This window comes from Amycolatopsis keratiniphila (genome assembly GCF_000400635.2).
Lineage (GTDB): Bacteria > Actinomycetota > Actinomycetes > Mycobacteriales > Pseudonocardiaceae > Amycolatopsis > Amycolatopsis keratiniphila.
Genome location: NC_021252.1, coordinates 1,802,330 through 1,823,046, shown reverse-complemented (window position 1 = coordinate 1,823,046; position 20,717 = coordinate 1,802,330). Strand labels below are relative to the sequence as shown.

At 69.3% G+C, this 20,717-nt stretch carries 18 protein-coding genes; 10 read left to right on the top strand and 8 right to left on the bottom strand.

Features of this window, described 5'->3' with window-relative positions; all coding sequences use genetic code 11:
* Positions 1 to 88: 88 nt before the first annotated feature.
* The 3 genes from AORI_RS49520 (at position 89) to AORI_RS49510 (ending at position 1,578) form a co-directional block, all read left to right on the top strand.
* Positions 89 to 568: an Lrp/AsnC family transcriptional regulator gene (locus AORI_RS49520; protein WP_016332097.1), complete on the top strand. Its 480-nt coding sequence runs from the start codon at positions 89 to 91 to the stop codon at positions 566 to 568.
* A 132-nt stretch (positions 569 to 700) separates the two neighbouring features.
* Positions 701 to 970 (top strand): hypothetical protein, encoded by a 270-nt coding sequence (locus tag AORI_RS49515; RefSeq protein WP_016332096.1) that lies wholly within the window; start codon positions 701 to 703, stop codon positions 968 to 970.
* 41 nt (positions 971 to 1,011) lie between these two features.
* Positions 1,012 to 1,578 (top strand): GNAT family N-acetyltransferase, encoded by a 567-nt coding sequence (locus AORI_RS49510; RefSeq protein WP_043847960.1) that lies wholly within the window; start codon positions 1,012 to 1,014, stop codon positions 1,576 to 1,578.
* A gap of 186 nt (positions 1,579 to 1,764) precedes the next feature.
* On the opposite strand, the gene AORI_RS49505 is transcribed toward AORI_RS49510, so the two are convergent.
* Positions 1,765 to 2,394, bottom strand: coding sequence for a YigZ family protein (locus AORI_RS49505; protein WP_016332094.1), 630 nt, complete (start codon positions 2,392 to 2,394; stop codon positions 1,765 to 1,767).
* A 551-nt stretch (positions 2,395 to 2,945) separates the two neighbouring features.
* Here AORI_RS49505 and gltB point away from each other — a divergent pair.
* The 4 genes from gltB to AORI_RS49485 all read left to right on the top strand — a co-directional run bounded on the left by gltB (position 2,946) and on the right by AORI_RS49485 (position 11,716).
* Positions 2,946 to 7,484, top strand: coding sequence for a glutamate synthase large subunit (gene gltB, locus AORI_RS49500; RefSeq protein WP_016332092.1), 4,539 nt, complete (start codon positions 2,946 to 2,948; stop codon positions 7,482 to 7,484).
* Complete coding sequence (locus AORI_RS49495; protein ID WP_016332091.1) at positions 7,477 to 8,928, top strand: glutamate synthase subunit beta; 1,452 nt, start codon at positions 7,477 to 7,479, stop codon at positions 8,926 to 8,928. Before gltB ends, AORI_RS49495 begins: the two co-directional genes overlap by 8 nt.
* Before the next feature lie 327 nt (positions 8,929 to 9,255).
* Positions 9,256 to 10,668, top strand: a complete 1,413-nt coding sequence (locus tag AORI_RS49490) for a Dyp-type peroxidase (protein ID WP_016332090.1) — start codon at positions 9,256 to 9,258, stop codon at positions 10,666 to 10,668.
* Positions 10,669 to 10,930: 262 nt separating this feature from the next.
* Positions 10,931 to 11,716, top strand: a complete 786-nt coding sequence (locus AORI_RS49485) for a DeoR/GlpR family DNA-binding transcription regulator (RefSeq protein WP_043847959.1) — start codon at positions 10,931 to 10,933, stop codon at positions 11,714 to 11,716.
* Positions 11,717 to 11,879: 163 nt separating this feature from the next.
* Here AORI_RS49485 and AORI_RS49480 read toward each other — a convergent pair whose 3' ends face one another.
* From AORI_RS49480 to AORI_RS49460, 5 genes are read right to left on the bottom strand one after another with little or no spacing between them, the layout of a single operon-like run.
* Positions 11,880 to 12,773: an ROK family protein gene (locus AORI_RS49480; protein WP_016332088.1), complete on the bottom strand. Its 894-nt coding sequence runs from the start codon at positions 12,771 to 12,773 to the stop codon at positions 11,880 to 11,882.
* Positions 12,774 to 12,829: 56 nt separating this feature from the next.
* On the bottom strand, positions 12,830 to 13,459 hold the full coding sequence (locus tag AORI_RS49475; RefSeq protein WP_016332087.1) for a response regulator: 630 nt from the start codon (positions 13,457 to 13,459) through the stop codon (positions 12,830 to 12,832).
* Entirely contained in the window at positions 13,456 to 14,739 is a 1,284-nt protein-coding gene (locus tag AORI_RS49470) for a sensor histidine kinase (RefSeq protein WP_016332086.1), read from the bottom strand. The genes AORI_RS49475 and AORI_RS49470 overlap by 4 nt, the downstream gene beginning before the upstream one ends.
* 3 nt (positions 14,740 to 14,742) lie before the next feature.
* A complete protein-coding gene (locus AORI_RS49465) occupies positions 14,743 to 15,483 on the bottom strand; it encodes an ABC transporter permease (protein ID WP_016332085.1) in 741 nt (246 codons plus the stop codon).
* 10 nt (positions 15,484 to 15,493) lie between these two features.
* Positions 15,494 to 16,402 (bottom strand): ABC transporter ATP-binding protein, encoded by a 909-nt coding sequence (locus tag AORI_RS49460; RefSeq protein WP_016332084.1) that lies wholly within the window; start codon positions 16,400 to 16,402, stop codon positions 15,494 to 15,496.
* A gap of 313 nt (positions 16,403 to 16,715) precedes the next feature.
* Here AORI_RS49460 and AORI_RS49455 point away from each other — a divergent pair, with 313 nt between their 5' ends.
* Together AORI_RS49455 and AORI_RS49450 are read left to right on the top strand one after the other, a co-directional pair.
* Positions 16,716 to 16,922: a CbtB domain-containing protein gene (locus AORI_RS49455; RefSeq protein WP_005162643.1), complete on the top strand. Its 207-nt coding sequence runs from the start codon at positions 16,716 to 16,718 to the stop codon at positions 16,920 to 16,922.
* A 15-nt stretch (positions 16,923 to 16,937) separates the two neighbouring features.
* Positions 16,938 to 17,690 (top strand): CbtA family protein, encoded by a 753-nt coding sequence (locus AORI_RS49450; protein WP_016332083.1) that lies wholly within the window; start codon positions 16,938 to 16,940, stop codon positions 17,688 to 17,690.
* On the opposite strand, the gene AORI_RS49445 is transcribed toward AORI_RS49450, so the two are convergent.
* Positions 17,687 to 19,144 carry a cobyric acid synthase gene (locus tag AORI_RS49445; RefSeq protein WP_016332082.1) on the bottom strand — a complete coding sequence of 486 codons (1,458 nt, stop codon included), beginning with the start codon at positions 19,142 to 19,144 and terminating at the stop codon, positions 17,687 to 17,689. The genes AORI_RS49450 and AORI_RS49445 overlap by 4 nt on opposite strands.
* A complete protein-coding gene (locus tag AORI_RS49440) occupies positions 19,141 to 20,073 on the bottom strand; it encodes a cobalamin biosynthesis protein (protein ID WP_043847957.1) in 933 nt (310 codons plus the stop codon). The genes AORI_RS49445 and AORI_RS49440 overlap by 4 nt, the downstream gene beginning before the upstream one ends.
* A gap of 36 nt (positions 20,074 to 20,109) precedes the next feature.
* Here AORI_RS49440 and AORI_RS49435 point away from each other — a divergent pair, with 36 nt between their 5' ends.
* Entirely contained in the window at positions 20,110 to 20,715 is a 606-nt protein-coding gene (locus AORI_RS49435; protein ID WP_016332080.1) for a bifunctional adenosylcobinamide kinase/adenosylcobinamide-phosphate guanylyltransferase, read from the top strand.
* The last annotated feature ends 2 nt before the right edge of the window (positions 20,716 to 20,717 follow it).

Sequence of the window (20,717 nt, the reverse complement as noted above, 5' to 3'; positions counted from 1 at the left end):
TCGACTGAATGCGCCGAAGTTAGGCTGATGCGCAGGGCTATGGAGATCTTGCCGAATGATATTCGGCAAGGCAGGTGAAGGAGTAAGCGTGGACGAACTTGATTCGGCGATCATCCGGGAACTCCAGGCGGATGCGCGGCAGTCGAACCGCGACATCGCCCGGAAGGTCGGCGTCGCGCCGTCGACCTGCCTGGAACGGACGCGGCTGCTGCGGGAGCGCGGCGTCATCCGCGGGTATCACGCGGACATCGACCTGCGCAGCCTCAACCGCGGCGTGCAGGCGATGGTCTCGGCGCAGGTGCGGCCGCTGAGCCGGGAGGTCATCGATTCGTTCCAGCGTTCGGTCGCGGAATTGCCGGAGGTCCTCTCCGTTTTCGTCACGGCGGGCAGCGACGATTTCCTGATCCACGTCGCCGCCCAGGACGTCGATCAGCTCCACGCATTCCTGGTGGATCGCTTGGCGAAGCGCAAAGAGATCATCGGCTTCCGGAGTTCGATCATTTTCCGGCATCTGCGCAAGACCGAGCTGGAACCCCTTCCGCGCCGAATACCGGGTGACACCCCCTAGGTCGTCACCCCGGAATACCCGACACACCACCCCTAAGTACGCCCGAAATCCGAGACTTCGCATCGTAGGAGACGGAAACTGTCGGGGGTATGGGTTTGACTGTTCACAGCGGAAACGGAAAGGAGGCGCGCCATGGACGTTCGGACGGACCTGAATCATCGTGAGCGGGCCACCCTGAGAGCCGTGGCCGAGGGCCACGCCGAGATCAGCTGCAGTTGCGAGCCGGATCTGTTCGTCGACGGTCTCGCCTGCTGCGACCAGCACACCGCGCATCGCCTCGCCCACCTCGGCCTGGTGATGCCCGCGCGGGGCGGCCGATGGGGCGAGCGCGTTCCCGCGCTGCTCACCGAGGCCGGGGCGATGGCGCTGGAAGGCGCGTTCCCTCCGCTGGCCGCCGCCTAAAAGCGTTTGCGGGCGCGCGCGGGGAGCGCCACGATCTCGTGATGCGTGTCTTCCTGGAGACCGAGCGGCTCGTGCTGCGGCAGTTCACCGGCGCCGACGTCGACGATCTGTTCGCGCTCTACGACGATCCCGAAGTCATGCGGTTCCTCAATGGGGGCGAACCCGCCGACCGGGCGGAGATCGAAAACCAAGACCTTCCCGCTTTTCTCGGTTACTACGAGCGTTTCCCCGGTTACGGGTTCTGGGCGGCGATCGAGAAAGCGAGCGGGGATTTCCTGGGGTGGTTCCATTTCCGCCCGCTGCGCGGGCACCACACGGACGACCCCGAGCTGGGCTACCGGCTGAACCGGTCGGCCTGGGGCAAGGGGTACGCGACCGAAGGTTCTCTCGCGCTCCTGGAGAAGGGGTTCACCGAATTGGGGGCCCGGCGGATCTGGGCGGCGACCATGGCGGTGAACCTGGGGTCCCGCCGGGTGATGGAGAAGATCGGGATGCGCCACGTCCGGACCTTTCACGAGCACTTCGACCACCCGATTCCCGGCACGGAGGAGGGCGAGGTCGAGTACGCCATCACCCTGGACGAGTGGCGGTCTCGCGCCAACCCGTAACTCGCGTGATCGAAGGCGTAACTCGCGTGATCACGCGGCGCACTCGCGTGATCAGAGGGACGACACGGCCCCACCCACGCCAGTCTCGTGTCGTCCGCCTGATCACGTGAGTGCGCCGTCTGATCACGCGAGTCCGCTCTCCAATCACGCGAGTTACGCCTTCGATCACGCGAATGACGGGTCCGGTCACGAGGTGGGCAGCCAGGTTTCGCCGATCTCCTCGGCCAGGGCCTCCCCGCCGGTGAGGTCGGCGAGCCAGGCGTGGAACGCGTCGCCCTGGTCCGGCGCGAGCCCGACATCGAAGTGCGCGACGTCCTCGAAGCGTGTCGCGTGCAGCAGGTACGGCGACGAGCGGATGTCGTTCTCCAGGCGGCCGGCCCGGTCGTAGTCGACGACGACCTCCACCAGCCGCAGCCGCCGGTACTCCCGCACCCCGATGACGTCGACGGCCTCCGAAACGGCCTGGCCGTACGCGCGGATCAATCCGCCGGCGCCGAGCAGGACTCCGCCGAAGTAGCGGGTCACCACGGCGACGGTGTCGGTCAGCTCGCGGCGGCGGAGCACCTCGAGCATCGGGGTGCCCGCCGTGCCCGCGGGCTCACCGTCGTCACTCGACCGTTGGGTCCTGCCGTCGGCGCCCAACACGAACGCGTGACAGTGGTGCCGGGCCGCCGGATCGGCCTTCTTCCTGGCGGCGATCAGCGAGCGGGCGGCCTCTTCCGAGGTGACCGGCGCGAGCGCGCAGAGGAAGCGCGACCGCCGGATTTCGATCTCGTGGACCCCGGTACCCGCCACGGTGAGATAACGATCCGCCATCGGCCAAGCCTCTCAAACCGGGCAGCTCACTCTGCCGTTCGGGCGATTCGGCGGTCACCCGGGGTCATCGCAACACCGGTGAAACCCACTCTCCCGCGCGACCCAGATCACACTTTCGGACCAGTCGGGCAGTGATAACCGCAGGTCAGCGGGCTGATGCCCCACTCAGTGGACACGTCATTCCAGCCAGTGGGCAGATGATGTTTGAAGTCAACGCCCGCGTGGCATTTCCCACCCCGACCAAGCGACGTATGTCGATAACAGCGATTTCACACTATCGTCATAAGACCGGCGAACCCGGGAGTAACACGTGTACCCGCCAGCCACCCACCACAGCGGCCAGGCGGCGCCCACGTGCACAGCAGTACCGATATGCGCATCGGCCGCCCAGTGCAGTGCGGCTCTACGAGGCCTGCCCCCGTTTCCGCGGGCGGGATCGTTCCCTCTCGACTGACCATCGCGGTCCCGGACCACTCCGTTAACTGGTTCACGTCCGAACCACCCGAACGGAGTGTTACCGGTCGCGCCGACGCCTTGGGAGGCGGCCAGCCGTGACCCACCATGCCAGCTACAAGGGCAGCAAGGCCCCCGAAGGCCTGTATGACCCGGAGTTCGAACACGACGCCTGCGGTGTCGCGTTCGTCGCCGATCTCTCCGGTAAACGCGATCACGGCATCGTCGCCAAAGCGCTGATCGCGCTGCGGAACCTGGAACATCGCGGGGCCCGCGGCGCCGACCCGGAGACCGGCGACGGCGCCGGGATCCTCATCCAGGTCCCCGACGAGTTCTATCGCGAGGTCGTCGGCTTCGACCTTCCCGCGCCCGGCGCCTACGCCGTCGGCACGGCTTTCCTTCCGCAGGACGAAAACGCCCGCGGCCGCGCGATGACGACCATCGAGCGCGTCGCCGCCGAAGAGGGCATGCGCGTGCTCGGCTGGCGTGACCTGCCGGTCCACACCGAACACGTCGGCACCGGCGCGGCCGAGACCATGCCGTATTTCAGCCAGTTGTTCCTGGCGGGCAACGACGCGCTGGAGGGCCTGGAGCTGGAGCGCGCGGCTTTCGTGGTGCGCAAACGCGCCGAGCACGAGCTCGTCGAAGACGACGTCTACTTCCCCAGCCTCTCCTCGCGCACGATCGTCTACAAAGGAATGCTCACCGAGCCGCAGGTCGAGAAGTTCTTCGCCGACCTCACCGACGAGCGCGTCACCAGCGCCATCGGCCTGGTGCACTCCCGCTTCTCCACCAACACCTTCCCGTCGTGGCCGCTGGCGCACCCGTACCGGTACGTCGCCCACAACGGCGAGATCAACACGCTGCGCGGCAACCGGAACTGGATGGACGCGCGTGAGGCGCTCCTCGAATCCGACCTGATCCCCGGCGACCTCAAGCGGATCTACCCGATCATCACCCGTGGCGCGAGCGACTCGGCGTCCTTCGACGAGGTGTTGGAACTGCTCCACCTCGGCGGCCGCTCGCTGCCTCACGCGGTGCTGATGATGATCCCGGAAGCCTGGGAGAACCATCAGGAGATGGACCCCGCGCGCCGCGCGTTCTACGAGTTCCACTCGACGCTGATGGAGCCGTGGGACGGCCCCGCGCTGGTCTCCTTCACCGACGGCACCCAGATCGGCGCGGTCCTCGACCGCAACGGCCTGCGCCCCGCCCGGTACTGGGTCACCGAAGACGGCCTCGTCGTCCTCGCCAGCGAGGTCGGCGTGCTGGAGCTGGAGCAGTCCACGATCGTCCGGAAAGGACGGTTGGAGCCGGGCCGCATGTTCCTCGTGGACACGGCCGCCGGCCGGATCGTCGAGGACGAGGAGATCAAGAACGAGCTCGCCACCGAGCATCCGTACGACGAATGGGTCGAAGACGGGCTGCTCCCGCTCGACGGTCTTCCCGAGCGTGAGCGCGAGATCCCGCCGCACGCCGCGCTCGTGCGCCGTCAGCAGGCGTTCGGCTACACCGAGGAGGAGCTCGACGTCCTGCTCGAACCGATGGCCCGCACCGGCGCGGAGCCGATCGGTTCGATGGGCAACGACTCCCCCATCGCGTCGCTGTCCAGCCGTCCGCGGCTGCTCTTCGACTACTTCATCCAGCTCTTCGCCCAGGTGACCAACCCGCCGCTGGACGCGATCCGCGAGGAACTGGTCACCTCGCTGGGCACCCAGCTGGGCGCGGAGCCGAACCTGCTGCAGGCCGACGCGAAGTCGTGCCGCCGCATCGTGCTGCCGTTCCCGGTGCTGGACAACGACGAGTTCGCGAAGCTGGTGCACGTCAACGACGACGGCGACCTGCCGGAGTTCCAGGCGGTCACCGTGCAGGGCACCTACGACGTCCACGGCGGCGGCGAGGCGCTCGTGCGGCGGCTCGACGAGATCCGCGCCGAGGTGTCCGCGGCCATCGCCGAGGGCGCGCGGCTGATCGTGCTGTCCGACCGCGGGATCGACGAAGACCACGCGGCCATCCCGTCGCTGCTGCTCACCGGCGCGGTGCACCACCACCTGGTGCGCGAGAAGACCCGCACGCAGGTCGGCCTCATCGTCGAGGCGGGCGACGCGCGCGAGGTGCACCACATCGCGTTGCTGATCGGCTACGGCGTCGCGGCGGTGAACCCGTATCTGGCGATGGCGACCGTCGAGGAGATGGCCGATCAGGGCCTGATCGCCGGCGCCACCGCCAAGCAGGCGACCGCGAACCTGATCAAGGCGCTGGGCAAGGGCGTCCGCAAGACGATGTCGAAGATGGGTGTGTCCACAGTGGCCTCCTACACCGGCGCGCAGATCTTCGAAGCGGTCGGGCTCGGCGACGAGGTCATCCAGAACTGCTTCACCGGCACCACTTCCCGCCTCGGCGGCGTCGGCTTCGACACGCTCGCGCTGGAGGTCGCCGAGCGGCACCGCCGCGCTTTCCCGCGCGACGGGTTCCGTGCGAACCACCGCGAGCTGGAGACCGGCGCGGACTACCAGTGGCGCCGCGAGGGCGAGCCGCACCTGTTCAACCCGCAGACGGTGTTCAAGCTGCAGCACTCCACGCGTGCCGGGAAGTACGAGGTTTTCAAGGAGTACACGAAGGCCGTCGACGACCAGGCGCAGAAGCTGTACACGCTGCGCGGGCTGTTCGACTTCAAGATCGGCGAGCGTCCCGCGGTCCCGATCGAGGAGGTCGAGCCGGTCTCCGAGATCGTCAAGCGGTTCGCGACCGGCGCGATCTCCTACGGGTCGATCTCGGCGGAGATGCACGAAACCCTGGCCATCGCGATGAACCGGCTCGGCGGCAAGTCGAACACCGGTGAGGGCGGCGAGGATCCGGAACGGCTCTACGACCCCGAACGCCGCAGCGCGGTCAAGCAGGTCGCGAGCGGCCGGTTCGGCGTCACGAGCGAGTACCTGGTCAACGCCGACGACATCCAGATCAAGATGGCGCAGGGCGCGAAGCCCGGCGAAGGCGGCCAGCTGCCCGGCGCGAAGGTGTACCCGTGGATCGCGAAGACGCGGCATTCCACGGCGGGTGTCGGGCTGATCTCCCCGCCGCCGCACCACGACATCTACTCGATCGAGGATCTGGCGCAGCTGATCCACGACCTCAAGAACGCCAACCCGGCCGCGCGCATCCACGTGAAGCTCGTGTCCGAGGTCGGTGTCGGCACGGTCGCGGCCGGGGTTTCCAAGGCACACGCGGACGTCGTGCTCATCTCCGGGCACGACGGCGGCACGGGCGCTTCGCCGCTGTCGTCGATCAAGCACGCGGGCGGCCCGTGGGAACTCGGGCTCGCCGAGACGCAGCAGACGTTGCTGGCCAACCGGTTGCGCGACCGGATCGTCGTGCAGACCGACGGCCAGCTCAAGACCGGCCGCGACGTCGTCATCGCCGCGCTGCTCGGGGCCGAGGAGTTCGGTTTCGCGACCGCGCCTCTGGTGGTGTCCGGCTGCATCATGATGCGGGTGTGTCACCTCGACACCTGCCCGGTCGGCGTCGCGACGCAGAACCCGAAGCTGCGCGAGAAGTTCAGCGGCAAGGCCGAGTACGTGGTGAACTTCTTCGAGTTCATCGCCCAGGAGGTCCGGGAATACCTGGCGGAGCTGGGTTTCCGGTCCATCGCCGAGGCCGTCGGCCACGCCGAGATGCTCGACAAGCGCAAGGCGATCGACCACTGGAAGGCCGCCGGTCTCGACCTGACGCCGATCTTCCACGTGCCCGACATGGCGCCCGCCGGCCTGCGTCACCAGCAGACCGTGCAGGACCACGGGCTGGAGAAGGCGCTCGACAACACGCTGATCCAGCTCGCCGAGGGCGCGCTGTCGTCCGGGGACAAGGTGCGGCTGGAACTGCCGGTGCGCAACGTGAACCGGACCGTCGGCACCATGCTCGGCCACGAGCTCACCAAGCGGTGGGGCGGCGAGGGCCTGCCGGACAACACGATCGACGTGACCTTCACCGGTACCGCCGGTCAGTCGTTCGGCGCGTTCGTGCCCAAGGGCATCACGCTGCGGCTCTTCGGTGACGGCAACGACTACGTCGGCAAGGGCCTGTCCGGCGGGCGGCTCGTCGTGCGGCCGCCGAAGGTGGCGCGGTACAACGCCGAAGAGCACATCATCGCGGGCAACGTGATCGGCTACGGCGCGACCAGCGGCGAGATCTTCATCCGCGGCAAGGTCGGCGAGCGGTTCTGCGTGCGCAACTCGGGCGCGCTGGCCGTCGTCGAAGGCGTCGGCGACCACGGCTGCGAGTACATGACCGGTGGCCGGGTCGTCGTGCTCGGCGGCGTGGGCCGCAACTTCGCGGCCGGGATGTCGGGCGGCGTCGCCTACGTGCTGGACCTGCCCGCGCACCGGATCAACCCGGAGATGGTCGACATCGACCCGCTGGATTCGTCCGATGTGGACTTCCTGCGCGAGGCGCTCGAAAAGCATTACAACGAAACGGAGTCCGCGGTCGCGCGTGCGCTGCTCGCCGACTGGGACGCCGCCGTCGACCGGTTCGGCAAGGTCATGCCGAAGGACTACAAGCGCGTGCTCGCGGCGCAGGCTGAGGCCGAGCGCGATGGGCGTGACGTGAACGAGGCGATCATGGAGGCCGCACATGGCTGACCCCAAGGGCTTTCTGACCACCACTCGCGAGACGCCCAAGAGCCGTCCCGTCGACCTGCGCCTGATGGACTGGCGCGAGGTGTACGAGGACTTCGCGACGTCGAAGCTGCAGAAGCAGGCCGGGCGCTGCATGGACTGCGGTATCCCGTTCTGTCACCAGGGCTGCCCGCTCGGGAACCTCATTCCCGAGTGGAACACGCTGACCTGGCGCGACGATTGGCGCGACGCGGCCGAGCGGCTGCACGCGACCAACAATTTCCCGGAGTTCACCGGGACCCTCTGCCCGGCGCCGTGCGAGACGGCGTGTGTGCTCGGGATCAACGACGATCCCGTCACCATCAAGCGGGTCGAGATCTCGATCATCGACCGGGCCTTCGAGGAAGGCTGGGTCACGCCGCAGAAGCCGGTGGCGCTCACTGGCAAGAAGGTGGCGGTGGTCGGATCCGGCCCGTCGGGACTCGCCGCGGCGCAGCAGCTCACGCGCGCGGGCCACAGTGTCGTGGTCTTCGAGCGGGCCGACAAGATCGGCGGGCTGCTGCGCTACGGCATCCCCGAGTTCAAGATGGAGAAGCACCGGCTCGACCGCCGTCTGGACCAGATGCGCGCCGAGGGCACGGAATTCCGGACTTCGGTGAACGTCGGCGTCGACCTCACCGTCGAGGAACTGAAGTCGTCCTACGACGCCGTCGTCCTCGCCGGCGGCGCGACCGCGTGGCGCGACCTGCCGATCCCCGGCCGCGAGCACGCCGGTATCCACCAGGCGATGGAGTTCCTGCCGCACGCCAACCGCGTCGCCGCCGGTGAGCTGGACGTCTCGCCGATCAGCGCCGAGGGCCTCGACGTCGTGGTCATCGGCGGCGGTGACACCGGCGCGGACTGCGTCGGGACGTCGCACCGCCAGGGCGCGAAATCGGTGACGCAGCTGGAGATCATGCCGAAGCCGCCGCTTTCGCGGTCCGACGCGCACCCGTGGCCGACGTACCCGATGATCTACCGCGTCTCGTCCGCGCACGAGGAAGGTGGCGAGCGGCTGTACTCGGTCAACACCCAGGAGTTCGTCGCGGACGCCGACGGCCGGGTGCGGGCGCTGAAGCTGGTCGAGGTGCGCAACGAGGGCGGCAAGTTCGTCCCCGTGGAAGGCACCGAGCGCGAACTGCCCGCGCAGCTGGTGCTGCTCGCGATGGGCTTCGTCGGCCCCGAGCGGGAAGGCCTGCTGGAGTCGCTCGACGTCGAGCTGGACCAGCGGGGCAACGTCGCCCGCGACAAGGCGTTCAAGACCAGCGTCGACAACGTGTTCGTGGCGGGCGACATGGGCCGCGGCCAGTCGCTCATCGTGTGGGCGATCGCCGAAGGCCGGTCCGCCGCGGCCGGGGTGGACGCGTTCCTCACCGGACGGGACGTGCTGCCCGCCCCGATCGCTCCGACCGACCGGCCGCTCACCTAGGCCGTTTTCGCGCGTGAAGGCCCCCTTCCCTCGGCTGAGCCGAGGGAAGGGGGCCTTCACGCGCTCGGCGTCGCGCCTACCCCGCCGCGTTTAGTCCTCTGAATGTGGTAGTTGCGCGTGCAACCACCGCAAGCAGAGGACTAAACGCGGGGAGTGAGCAGAGCATTGGTTCTTTCGAGTGAAAGAACCGCCGGAAGAGTGTACTTGCGGGTGATGACAGCAAGGTTTCGGTATCGGTTGTATCAAGGGGTAAGTCCCGTACGGCGGCGGGGACCGGCAAGACCTGCCGGGGCCGCCGGACGGTTCCCAAGGAGGGGGTTCCTTGACATGTCCGTCGATCTGACCGTGCCGCTGGAATGGAAGACCGCCACCGGCGATGCCGCGAAAATGCTCGAAGAACTACAGCCGAACATCCTGAAAGCGCACGCACGGGACCATTTTTCCGCGCTTTTCCTCCGTTTTTCGGAGCCCGGGAGCGCGATGAAGTTCCTCGCCTCGCTCGTCCCGCTGATGAAGTCCGCGAAGACCCACCTGACCGAGGTCGAGCGCTTCAAGACCGAAGGCGTGAAGGGGACGCCCTACGTCGGCACCGGGCTGACCGCGGCGGGCTACCGGTTCCTGAAAATCGAGGCACCGCAAGATGATTCCTTCCTCCTGGGTATGCGCGCGCAGGAGACCCGCGAGAAGCTGAACGACCCGCCGCGCTCCACGTTCGACAGCGGATACCACGACGAGATCCACGCCGTCGTCATCATCGGCGACGGCGCCGACGCTCCGATGACCGCGCGCCGGAACGCGGTTCTCGCGCTGATTCCGCCGACCGTTTCCGTCGTCGCCGAGGAAACCGGATTCGGCCGCGTGAACGCCAATGGCGACGGGATCGAGCATTTCGGTTACGTCGACGGCCGGAGCCAGCCGCTCTTCCTGGTCGAGGACATCCATGCGGAAAAGACGGGAACGGACGGCATCAGCGTCTGGGATCCGAGCGCCCCGCTGAACCAGGTGCTCGTTCCGGACCACGCGGCTCCCGATCCCGAAGTCCATTTCGGCAGCTACTTCGTTTTCCGAAAATTGGAACAGAACGTGCGGCGATTCAAGCTGTCGGAAGAGGCGCTGGCGGATCAATTGGGCCTCGTCGGCGAAGACCGGGAACGGGCGGGCGCGATGATCGTCGGCCGGTTCGAGGACGGCACGCCGTTGACCGCGCAACGGGAAGAGGGCGCGGAAAGCCCGGTACCGAACAATTTCGACTACGGAAGCGACATCACCGGCGCGAAATGCCCCTTCCAGGCGCACATCCGGAAGACGAATCCGCGCGGCAGCGGCGGCGCGGAACCACCGCCGCAGGAACGCCTGCACCTGATGGCCCGGCGGGGTGTGCCCTACGGCGAACGGGCCGACGATCCGAACGCCGATCTGCCGCCGTCCGCCCGGCCCAGCGGCGGGGTCGGCCTGCTGTTCATGGCGTTCAATTCGGCGCTGGGCGACCAGTTCGAGTTCACGCAGCAGAACTGGTCGAACAACCCGGGCTTCCCGATCCCGGCCGACGGGGTCAAGCCGCCGGGTCTCGATCCGGTCATCGGCCAGGGCCCGCGCCCGGAATCCGTCTACACCGCGGAATGGGCGGGCACGCGGACGGTGACCGCGGATCCGATCCCGCAGGCGGTGACGCTGAAGGGTGGCGACTACTTCTTCATGCCGTCACTCGCCTTCCTGCGCGGACTCGGCGGCAAGGGCTGACGCGTTATCCGCTGAACGTCACCGGAACGGGCGTAAAGCGGATATCAGTCCGGAGTCGGCGGCGATAGCCTGCGAAACGGGCCGGTCCTGGGCGTACCGGCCGCCGGGCGGGCGCCGGTCACACTGGGGGTGGCCGGCGCCCGTTCACTCCGCCCTTTCTTCCCGGCGCCCGAAATCCGCCGCTTCTCTCCGGCCGTATCGCGACGCGTAGTACTTTGTCCGGTGCGGTAAGCGACATCGCGCTTCGGGGAGGGAGCTGGTGATGAATCGGCATGAACGGCTGACGGCTTTATTGGACATGGTGGGAGAGCGGGAAAAAGTCGACGTCGAGGTTTCGGCGGGCGAACTCGGTGTCTCCCCCGCGACGATCCGCCGGGACCTCGATCATCTGGCGGGCCGCAATCTCGTGGTCCGCACCCGCGGCGGCGCCGTCGCGAGCAATGTCGCCTACGACCTTCCGTTGCGGCACAAGGCCGCGCGCAACGCGCCGGAACAGCAACGGATCTCCGCCGCCGCGGCCAGGATGGTCGATCCGGGCATGGTGGTCGGGCTCAACGGCGGCATCACGAGCACCGAGGTCGGCCGCGCGCTCGCGACCCGCCCGGACATGAGCGAGCCGACCGGCGGGCCGTCGCTGACCGTGGTGACGAACGCGCTCAACATCGCCCACGAACTCGCCGTGCGGCCCAATATCAAGATCGTGGTGACCGGCGGGGTCGCGCGGCAGCAGTCGTTCGACCTGTCCGGTCCGCTGTCGCAGCTGTTCCTCGACCAGATCTCGTTGGATCTGGTGTTCCTCGGCGTCGACGCCTTCGACCCGGTGCACGGCGCGCAGGCGCATCACGAGGGCGACGCGAACACGAACCGGCTGATGGCGGCCCGCGCCCGGCAGGTCGTCGTGCTCGCCGACAGCGGGAAGCTCGGCGGTCACGCCTTCGCGAAGATCTGCGCGACCGCCGACGTCGACGTGCTCGTCACCGACGGCCGCGCCGATCCCGCGCGGGTGCACGCCTTCGAAGAGGAAGGCGTGCGGGTGGTCAAGGCTTGAGCCGATCGGCGAAGCGGGAGAGGATCCGCGATCAGAACCGTACGCGTGAACCCGCCTCGGCCGAAGGCCCCGCTATCGCGGTGGCAGGACGCCCTGACCGCCATCCGCAGGTGGCTGACCAGGCAGCGTCCTGCCGACGTCGATCGCGGACGCGGGTTCACCATCAGACACTGAGCCGGTCCAGCGCCAGCAGCGCCGCGCCGAGCCTGCCCGCCTCGTCGCCGAGGCGCGCGATCCGCAGCTCGGGCATCCGCTGGAACTGCAGGTTCGCCGCCAGCCAGGCCCGCACCGGCTCGAGGACGTAGTCGCCCGCGGTGAACAGACCGCCGCCGAGGACGACGACTTCGGGCGCGAGCAGGGTGACCAGGGTCTTGATGCCGTGGCCGAGCCCCTCGAGCGCGTCGTTGACCACGGAGATCGCGGCCTCGTCACCGTGGCGGGCGGCGTCGACCACCTGCTCGGCGCCTTCGGCGGGCCGCCCGGTGTGCTCGCTGTAGCGGCGGGCGATGGCCGAAGCGGAAGAGATCGCTTCGAGGCATCCGGTCGCGCCGCAACCGCACGGCAGCCGGTGGCCGACGTCGATATGCCCGATCTCGCCGCCTTGCCCGCCCGCGGCGTACAGCCGCCCGTCGAGCTGGAGCGCGGCCGCGATCCCGGTGCCGACCGGGATGAAGGCGGCGTCGGTGCAGCCCTTGCCCGCGCCCACCCGGAATTCCGCGAGCCCGCCCGCGCGGACGTCGTGCCCGAACGCGAACGGCAGGCCGAGCCTGCTGTCGAGCATCTCGCCGAACGGCACGTTCCGGAAGTCGAGGTTCGCCGAGAACCGGGCCACCCGCTCGACCTCGTCGACGATGCCGGGGATGACCACGCCGACGGCGTCCGGCGTACCGGTCCCTGCCTGCTTGCCCAGCGTTTCGACGATCCGCGCGACCTGATCGGCGAGTGCCTCGCCGTCCGCCCCGCGCGCCGTCGGCTCGCGCAGGCTGGCGAGGTCCTTCAGGTCCGCGTCGTACAAGGCCGCCTTGATGGACGTTCCGCCGACATCGAGTGCCGCCACCGCAGGTGTCATGGCTGGATTTTGGCATGCGCCCCACCATGGACGGCAGGGCTCCGTCAGCCGCGCGGGGTCAGGTACCCCTGGGAGAACGCCGTGGCCACGGCGGCCGCCCGGTCGTTGACGCCGAGTTTCGCGTAGACGTGCAGCAGGTGTGTCTTCACCGTCGCTTCGCTGATGAACAGCCTCTTCGCGGCCTCGCGGTTCGTCGTGCCCTGGGCGATCAGTTCCAGGACTTCCAGTTCACGCTGTGAGAGCGGACCTGAGGCCGGCTGCCGCATCTGCCCCATCAACCGGGTCGCGACGGAGGGGGAAAGCATCGCCTTCCCCTCCGCGGCCGCCTCCACCGCACGGAACAGTTCGTCCCTCGGCGCGTCCTTCAGCAGGTATCCGGTGGCACCGGCTTGGATGGCGGGCAGCACATCGCTGTCCGTGTCGTAGGTGGTGAGCACGAGGATCCGCGAGGTCACCCCGCGTTTCGCCAGCTCCTCGATGGCGGTGACGCCGTCGATCCGCGGCATCCGCAGATCCATGAGGATCACGTCGGGCCGGAGCTTCACCCCGGCGGCGATGGCCTCCTCGCCGTCCCCGGCCTCACCGAGGACCTCGAAGCGCGGGTCGGCGCTGAACATGCCCCGCAGCCCGTCCCGCACCACGGGATGGTCGTCGACGATCAGCAGCGAGATCACCGCTCGGCCCCGGCCGGGATCGCCGGGACGGACGCCGAGAGCGCGGTGCCCCCGCCCGGCTCCGACTCGATGTCGAGGCGGCCGGCGAGGCGCTGCACACGCTGCCGCATCCCGGCCAGCCCGAACCCGCCGTCGGCGGAACCGTTGGCGCGCTTGGCTGTCGGCTCGAAGCCCACGCCGTCGTCACGCACGTCGAGCGTCACCAGATCCTCCATGTACGACAGGGTCAGGCCGACTCGGCCGGCCTTCGCGTGCTTGGCCACGTTGGCCAGCGCTTCTTGCGCGGCCCGGAGCAGCGTCACCTCGACATCGGCGTGCATGGGCCGGGGATCGCCGGTGGTGGTCAGCACCGCCTCGATGTGGTTCACCTCCGACCAGCGTCGGGTCACCTCGCCGATCGCGTCCTGGAGCCTGCCCTCGGCGAGCGGCTCCGGCTGCACCGCGTGCACCGTCCGGCGTGCCTCGGTCAGGCTTTCCCTCGCGAGGTTCATCGCGTTCGTCACGTGCCGGTGCGGCACCGAGGGCTCGTCCAGGGTCTGCTCGGCGGCCTGGAGCTGGGTGAGGATGCCTGCCAGCCCCTGGGCCAGGGTGTCGTGGATGTCCCTGGCGATCCGCTGCCGCTCGTCGAGCACCCCGGCTTCCCTGGCCTGGACCAGCAGCTGGGCGTGCAGGCCGGCGTTCTCCTCCAGCGCCGCCTCCAGCCTGGTGTTCGCCTCGTGCAGTTCGGTGAGCGCCTGCTTCTGTTTGAGATTGCGCTGGTCCGACTGCTCGGCGATGCGGGAGAAGGCGCCGGACAGCACGGTGATGATCACGCTGAGCGCCGCCCACGCCACCCACATGTCCTCTTCCTGGATCCCGGCCAGCCCACCCAGGTACGCCACCGCCGAGATCACGGACGTGGCGGCGACCCCGACGTACCGCCAGCGGCCTTTCAGGTAGTGGAACGCCTGGGGATAGCCGATGAAGGCGAACAGGCCGTACCACGGCGCGACCGCGACCAGGCAGGCCGTCAGCGCCATCAGCCCCGTGTAGTACAGGCCCATCAGCGGCCCGTTCCGGTGCCATTCCGGGTGGAGCGTGTGGAACCAGAAGGACCAGGCCAGGATCCCGGCCGAAAGCGCGAGCACGGCCGGGAGGTGCACCGGCACCCGCCAGATCGGCAGCAGCACCGAGATGAGGACGCCGATCGCCAGCAGGACGTACGGAAGGACCTTGAAGACCGTCGTCTCGACCCGTTCCCAGTGGTCGGACTCCGCACGCAGCTCCGCTTCGATGCCCACGAATCACTCCCAGCGGAAGTACCGGGCGGCCAGCCCGCCTGCCACGATCGTCCACCCCAGCAAGACCGCCACCTGCAGTGGTTGCGGCCAGTGACCGGCGGCGGCGTCCTGCAATGATTGCACGCCCGCGCCCAGCGGGGTGAAGTCGCTGATCTTCCGCAGGACGTCGTTCATCTCGGCGCGCGGCACCCAGAGACCGGCGAAGAACAGGATCGGGAAGAACAGCAGGGTCCCGATCGCGCCCGCGCTCTTCCCGGTCGGCGCGACAGAGGCGACCAGCAGGCCGATCGCGAACATCGCGAGCGCCGTCAGCAGGTAGGCGATGAGGTACGCGGGCAGCTGCCGGGGCAGGCCCACGTCGTACAGCACCCTGCCGATGGCCAGCAGGACCAGCATCGTCGCCACGGACATGATCGTGGACATCAGCAGCTGCGCGCCCAGCAGGACGTGCGGTTCGACCGGGGTGGTCCGCATCCGCCGCAGCACGCCTTTCTCCCGGTAGGTGGCGAGCAGCTGGGTCACGCTGTTGAGCGCGAACAGGGCGAGGCCCATCGTGACGATGATCGGCAGGTACAGGGTGATCGCCCTGGCGCCGCCGAGGTCCGCGCTGGGTTCTCGCAGCGCGGGGAACGCGCCGAGGACGACGAGCAGGAGCGGCGGGAACGCGAGCACGAAGAACACGAGCATCGGCTCGCGGAAGAAGAGTTTGGTCTCGGCGACGGTGAGCCGGGCGAGGGCGGACATGGTGTTCTCCTCAGGAGTCGATGGTGCGGCCGGTGAGCGCGACGAACGCGTCGTCCAGCGACGCCTGCTCGACCCGCAGGCCGGCCGCGGTGACCTGGTTGCGGGCGAGCACGGTGGTGACGGCGAGCAGCAGGTCGCCCGTGCCGGTCACGACGAGCTGGTCGCCCGCGCGGTCGACCGAGGCGACCTCGGGCAGCGCGGTCAGCACGGAGTGGTCCAGCGGGGCGGACGGACGGAACCGGATGCGTTGCCGGTCGTCGACGCCGGCGACCAGCCCGGCCGGGGTGTCGAGCGCGACGACGCGGCCGGAGTCGATCACCGCGATCCGGTCGCACAGTCGTTCCGCTTCCTCCATGAAATGCGTGACCAGCAGGATCGTCACGCCGCGGTCGCGGACGCGCTCGATCAGGCCCCACGCGTCACGGCGCGCCTGCGGGTCAAGGCCGGTGGTGAGCTCGTCGAGGACCGCCACCCTCGGGTTGCCGATCAGCGCGAGCGCGATCGACAGCCGCTGTTTCTGCCCACCGGACAACCTGCGGAACTGGGTGCCGATCTTGTCGGTCAGGTCGAGGATGCCGAGAAGTTCCCGCCAGTCGGCCGGTTCGCGGTAGAAGGAGCCGTACAGCTCCATCGCCTCGCCGACCTTCAGCTTGTCCGGCAGCTCGCTTTCCTGCAGCTGCGCGCCGAGCAGCTGCCGCAGCTCGCCGGTTTCGCTTCGCGGGTCGATCCCGCAGACCCGGATGGTGCCGCCGTCCGGGACGCGCAGCCCTTCGACGCACTCGACCGTCGTGGTCTTGCCTGCCCCGTTGGGGCCTAGGATTCCGAAGATCTCGCCCTGCTCGACGGCGAAACCGACCCCGTCCACCGCGGTGTGGTCGCCGTAGCGTTTGACGAGGTCTTCCACCTCGATGATTGCCATACGAAGACCATCCCGCGCGGCGCGGGTCCGCCGAATCAACCGCGTGGCCACGGCTGAGGCTGTCGATGGTGGAGCCCCCATCAACCGATCGGTGGATGCCCGTGACGTAACGAGCCTGGGCCGATCGGGTTCCGTCACATTGACCGGACGCTTCGTGGCGACCTACGCTCGGTCGGCCAGACGACGGCACCCGGAACGCGGTGAGAATCCGCGCGGTCGCGCCACTGTGACCCCGAGTCATCGGGGAAGCCAGACCCGGAGCCGTCGTGACACCCCTGAAGAGGCCGCGCTAGCCCGAGGAGGTCCCACCGCCATGTCCGAAGCGGTAGCCGCAGTTCCCGTCCCCGTCCGGATCCCCGTCCGCGAGATCCTGCCCTGGGCGGTGCTCGTCATCCTCCTTTCGCTGATCACCCTGTACTTCATCAGCGCCGAGCAGGGCGCGGTGTCGGTGTTCGCGAACTCGTACGTCCACGAGTTCGTCCACGACGGCCGGCACCTGCTGGCCTTCCCCTGCCACTAGGCGGGCAAGCGCCCCATGATGAGGACCTTGCTGGTCCGCGGCATGTTCGCGGGCCTGGTCGCCGGTGTCCTGGCGACCCTTTTCGCGTACTTCTTCGGTGAGCCTTCGGTCGAGACCGCCATCGGTCTCGAAGGCACGGCCGCGCATTCCCACAGTGCTCCGGGTGCCCACGAACACGCCCCCGCCGAGGCCGAGGAAGAGCTCGTCACGCGTGGTGTGCAGAGCACCGTCGGTCTGTTGACCGGCGTCGGCCTGTACGGCGTCGCGGTCGGCGGGCTGTTCTCGCTCGCGTTCGCCTTCACCTACGGCCGCCTCGGCACACTGCGGCCGCGGGTGACCGCGGCGCTGCTCGCGGGCGGCGCCTTCGTGGTCGTGTTCCTGGTGCCGTTCCTGAAATACCCGGGGAATCCGCCCGCGGTCGGCCAGGCGGGCACGATCGGAAGCCGGACTTCGCTGTACTTCGGCTTCGTCGCGCTTTCGCTGCTGGTCGGCATCCTCGCCGCGGCGTTCGGGCGGAAGCTGGCCGACAAGCTCGGCGCCTGGCGCGGCGGCCTGCTCGCCGCGGGCGGGTACATCGTGCTGATCTCGGTGGCGGCGGCGCTGCTGCCGTCGATCGACGAGGTGCCCGACGGGTTCCCGGGTTCCACGCTGTGGACCTTCCGGCTGGCGTCGGTCGGCACGCAGGTGGTGCTGTGGACCGCGCTCGGGCTGGCCTTCGGCGCTTTGGCGGAGAAGGCTTTGAAGCACGAGGAAGCCGTGCGGGCCTAGACGCCGGGCGGCACGAAAGGCAGGGAGCCGTCGGCACCGTCCTCGATCAGGCGCAGGAGCCGGGCGGTGTCGACGTGCTCTTCGACGGCGTCGGCGAGCCTGTCGAGCATGCTCTCCCGCAGCGCGCCGAACCCCGGTGCCCCGGCGGCCGGTGACCAGTCCGCCACTTCGCCCAGCCACGCGCGCCGGAAACCGTCGTTCTCGAACGCACCGTGCCACATCGTTCCCCACACCGCACCTCGCCGATATCCGTCCAAAAAGGACTCGGCGGGGCCGGTGGCGGTCACGGTGCCGTGGTGGATCTCGTACGCCTCCACGGATTGCCCGCGCCACGAACCCGTCGGCCGGGCCAGCACTTTGTCGGCACTGAACGAGACACGCGTCGGCAGCAGGCCGAGACCGGGAACCGTTCCGGCGCCCGATTCGACGTCGTCCTCGATCTCGGCGGCCAGCATCTGGTAACCACCGCAGATCCCCAGCACCGGACGGCCCGCCTCGGCCCGTGTGCGCACGGCGTCCGCCAGGCCACGCGCCCGCAACCACGCCAGATCGTCCACGGTCGCGCGGGAACCCGGCAGGATCACCACGTCGGCGGACCCGACCGTGTCCGGATCGGCGGTCAGCGCGACCGAGACGCCGGGCTCGGCGGCGAGCGCGTCGACGTCGGTCGCGTTGGAGGCCCGCGGGAAACGCACGACGGCGACCCGCAGCGACCCGCCGGAGGCACCCCACCCCGCGGCGGCCAGCGCGTCCTCCGAGTCGATCCACACCTGGTCGAGCCAGGGCAGCACGCCGAAGACCTCGCGGCCGGTGAGCTTCTCCAGCGTCTCCAGCCCCGGCCGCAGCAGGCCCACGTCACCGCGGAACTTGTTGACCAGCCAGCCCGAAACCAGCGCCTGGTCTTCGGCGGACAGCAGGGCGAGGGTGCCGAACATCGCGGCCATGACCCCGCCGCGGTCGATGTCGCCGACGACGACCACGGGCAGGCCGAAACGCCGCGCCAGCCCCATGTTGACGTAGTCGCCTTCGCGCAGGTTGATCTCGGCCGGGCTTCCCGCGCCTTCGCACAGCACGACGTCGAAACGCCTTCGCAGCGCAGAGAACGTGTCGAAGGCGATCTCGGCGAGCCCGGCCCGGCCCGTCGCGTACTCCCCCGCTTCCAGCGTGCCGAACGGTTTCCCGAGCGCGACGACGTGGCTGCGGCGATCACTCCCGGGTTTCAGCAGCACCGGATTCATCGCGGCTTCGGGTTCGACACGGGCAGCGCGCGCCTGGAGCCATTGCGCGCGGCCGATCTCGGCGCCGTCCGCGCACACCATCGAGTTGTTCGACATGTTCTGGGACTTGAACGGCGCGACCCGCACGCCCCGGCGCGCGAGCCAGCGGCACAACGCGGCGGTGACCAGGCTCTTGCCCGCGTCCGACGTCGTCCCCGCGACGAGCAGGCCGCTCACCGCGACACCACCACCGCGACGGCGAGCGCGGCGAGCCCGACCGCCCTCGACAGCCGGACCGCGCGGCGCACGTCCACCGGCTCCGGCTCGCGGCCGTCGCCGAGGACGCCGCGGCGTTCGGTGCGGCCGCCATAGCTGTTCGTGCCGCCCAGCTTGATCCCGAGCGCGCCGGCGAAGGCGGCCTCGACCTGACCCGCGTTGGGGCTCGGATGACGCTTCCCGTCGCGGCGCCAGATCCGGAACGCGGGTTTGGCGAAGCCGCCGGCCAGCGGCGCCGACGCCACGGTGAGCGCCGCACCGACCCGGGACGGCACCAGATTCGCCAGGTCGTCGGTCCGCGCCGACGCCCAGCCGAAGTTCGCGTACTTCGGCGATCGGTAGCCGACCATCGCGTCGAGCGTGTTGAGCGCGCGGTAGCCCAGCAAGCCGGGGATCCCGGCGACCGCGCCCCACAGCAACGGCGCGACGACCGCGTCGGAGGTGTTCTCGGCGATGGACTCGGTGGTGGCGCGCGCGAGCTGCTCGGTGTCGAGGCCGGTGGCGTCGCGGGCGCACAGATGCGAAAGGCGGCGCCGGGCTCCGGGCAGGTCGCCGTCGTCGAGCAAGTGGGCCATGCGCGTGCCCTCCGCCGCGAGGCCCTTGCCGCCCAGAACCACCCACGTGGACGCCGCGGTGAGCGCGAACCTCGCGAATGGACGCTTCCGGGTCAGGAACTGGGCCGCGACCCCCAATCCGGTGACGGTGCCCGCGCAGGCCGCGGTGTAGGCGGCGCCCCGCACCTTCGAATCGGCGTAAACCCGCTGTTCGAGGGCTTGCGCGGCGCGGCCGAACCCCGCGACCGGATGCCACTTCCGTGGATCTCCGAACACGGCGTCGGCGACGTAACCGGTCACGAGTCCGGCTGCGGTGGCGGCTTGTCGGAGTGGCACGTGGCGAACGGTAGCGCGTGCACGAGAATGCGGGGTATGACCAAGCTGACGCATCGCCTCGCGAGGGTCCTGGAGACCCTCGCGCGGGCACTTCGCCGCTATTCGCGCGACGACGGCAAGGTGCTGATACTGGGCGGCGTCCGCTCTGGGAAGTCACACCACGCCGAGCGGCTCGCGTCCCGTCACCCGCACCTGACCTACGTCGCGCCCGGGCTGCCGCCGAGCGCCGAAGATCCCGAATGGGCCGCCCGGGTGGCCGCGCACCGCGCGCGGCGGCCGAGCCACTGGAAGACGGTCGAGACCACCGACCTGGCCACGGTGCTGCGGACGGCGACGCATCCGCTGCTGATCGACTGCCTCGGCACGTGGATCAGCCGGGTGCTCGACGAGGTCGGCGCTTGGGACCAGCGCAAGGGCTGGGAACGGCGGCTCGACGACCGGCTGGAGGATTTCCTGGCCGCGTGGGAGCAGGCGGACGTGCCGGTGATCGCGGTCAGCAACGAGGTCGGCAGCGGTGTGGTGCCCGCGACGGTGTCCGGACGCGTTTTCCGTGATGTGCTGGGCGCGTTGAACAACCGGGTGTCCGCCGTGTCCGACCGGACCGTGCTGGTCGTGGCCGGACGGATGCTCGACCTGCCTTAGGA

What these genes read in the sequence shown, in the direction of transcription:
- AORI_RS49465 (WP_016332085.1), bottom strand. Translation starts at nt 15,483, where the DNA reads ATGTCCGCCCTCGCCCGGCTCACCGTCGCCGAGACCAAACTCTTCTTC.
- AORI_RS49485 (WP_043847959.1), top strand. Translation starts at nt 10,931, where the DNA reads ATGAATCGGCATGAACGGCTGACGGCTTTATTGGACATGGTGGGAGAG.
- AORI_RS49495 (WP_016332091.1), top strand. Translation starts at nt 7,477, where the DNA reads ATGGCTGACCCCAAGGGCTTTCTGACCACCACTCGCGAGACGCCCAAG.
- AORI_RS49450 (WP_016332083.1), top strand. Translation starts at nt 16,938, where the DNA reads ATGATGAGGACCTTGCTGGTCCGCGGCATGTTCGCGGGCCTGGTCGCC.
- AORI_RS49515 (WP_016332096.1), top strand. Translation starts at nt 701, where the DNA reads ATGGACGTTCGGACGGACCTGAATCATCGTGAGCGGGCCACCCTGAGA.
- AORI_RS49435 (WP_016332080.1), top strand. Translation starts at nt 20,110, where the DNA reads ATGACCAAGCTGACGCATCGCCTCGCGAGGGTCCTGGAGACCCTCGCG.
- AORI_RS49460 (WP_016332084.1), bottom strand. Translation starts at nt 16,402, where the DNA reads ATGGCAATCATCGAGGTGGAAGACCTCGTCAAACGCTACGGCGACCAC.
- AORI_RS49505 (WP_016332094.1), bottom strand. Translation starts at nt 2,394, where the DNA reads ATGGCGGATCGTTATCTCACCGTGGCGGGTACCGGGGTCCACGAGATC.
- AORI_RS49510 (WP_043847960.1), top strand. Translation starts at nt 1,012, where the DNA reads ATGCGTGTCTTCCTGGAGACCGAGCGGCTCGTGCTGCGGCAGTTCACC.
- AORI_RS49490 (WP_016332090.1), top strand. Translation starts at nt 9,256, where the DNA reads ATGTCCGTCGATCTGACCGTGCCGCTGGAATGGAAGACCGCCACCGGC.
- AORI_RS49455 (WP_005162643.1), top strand. Translation starts at nt 16,716, where the DNA reads ATGTCCGAAGCGGTAGCCGCAGTTCCCGTCCCCGTCCGGATCCCCGTC.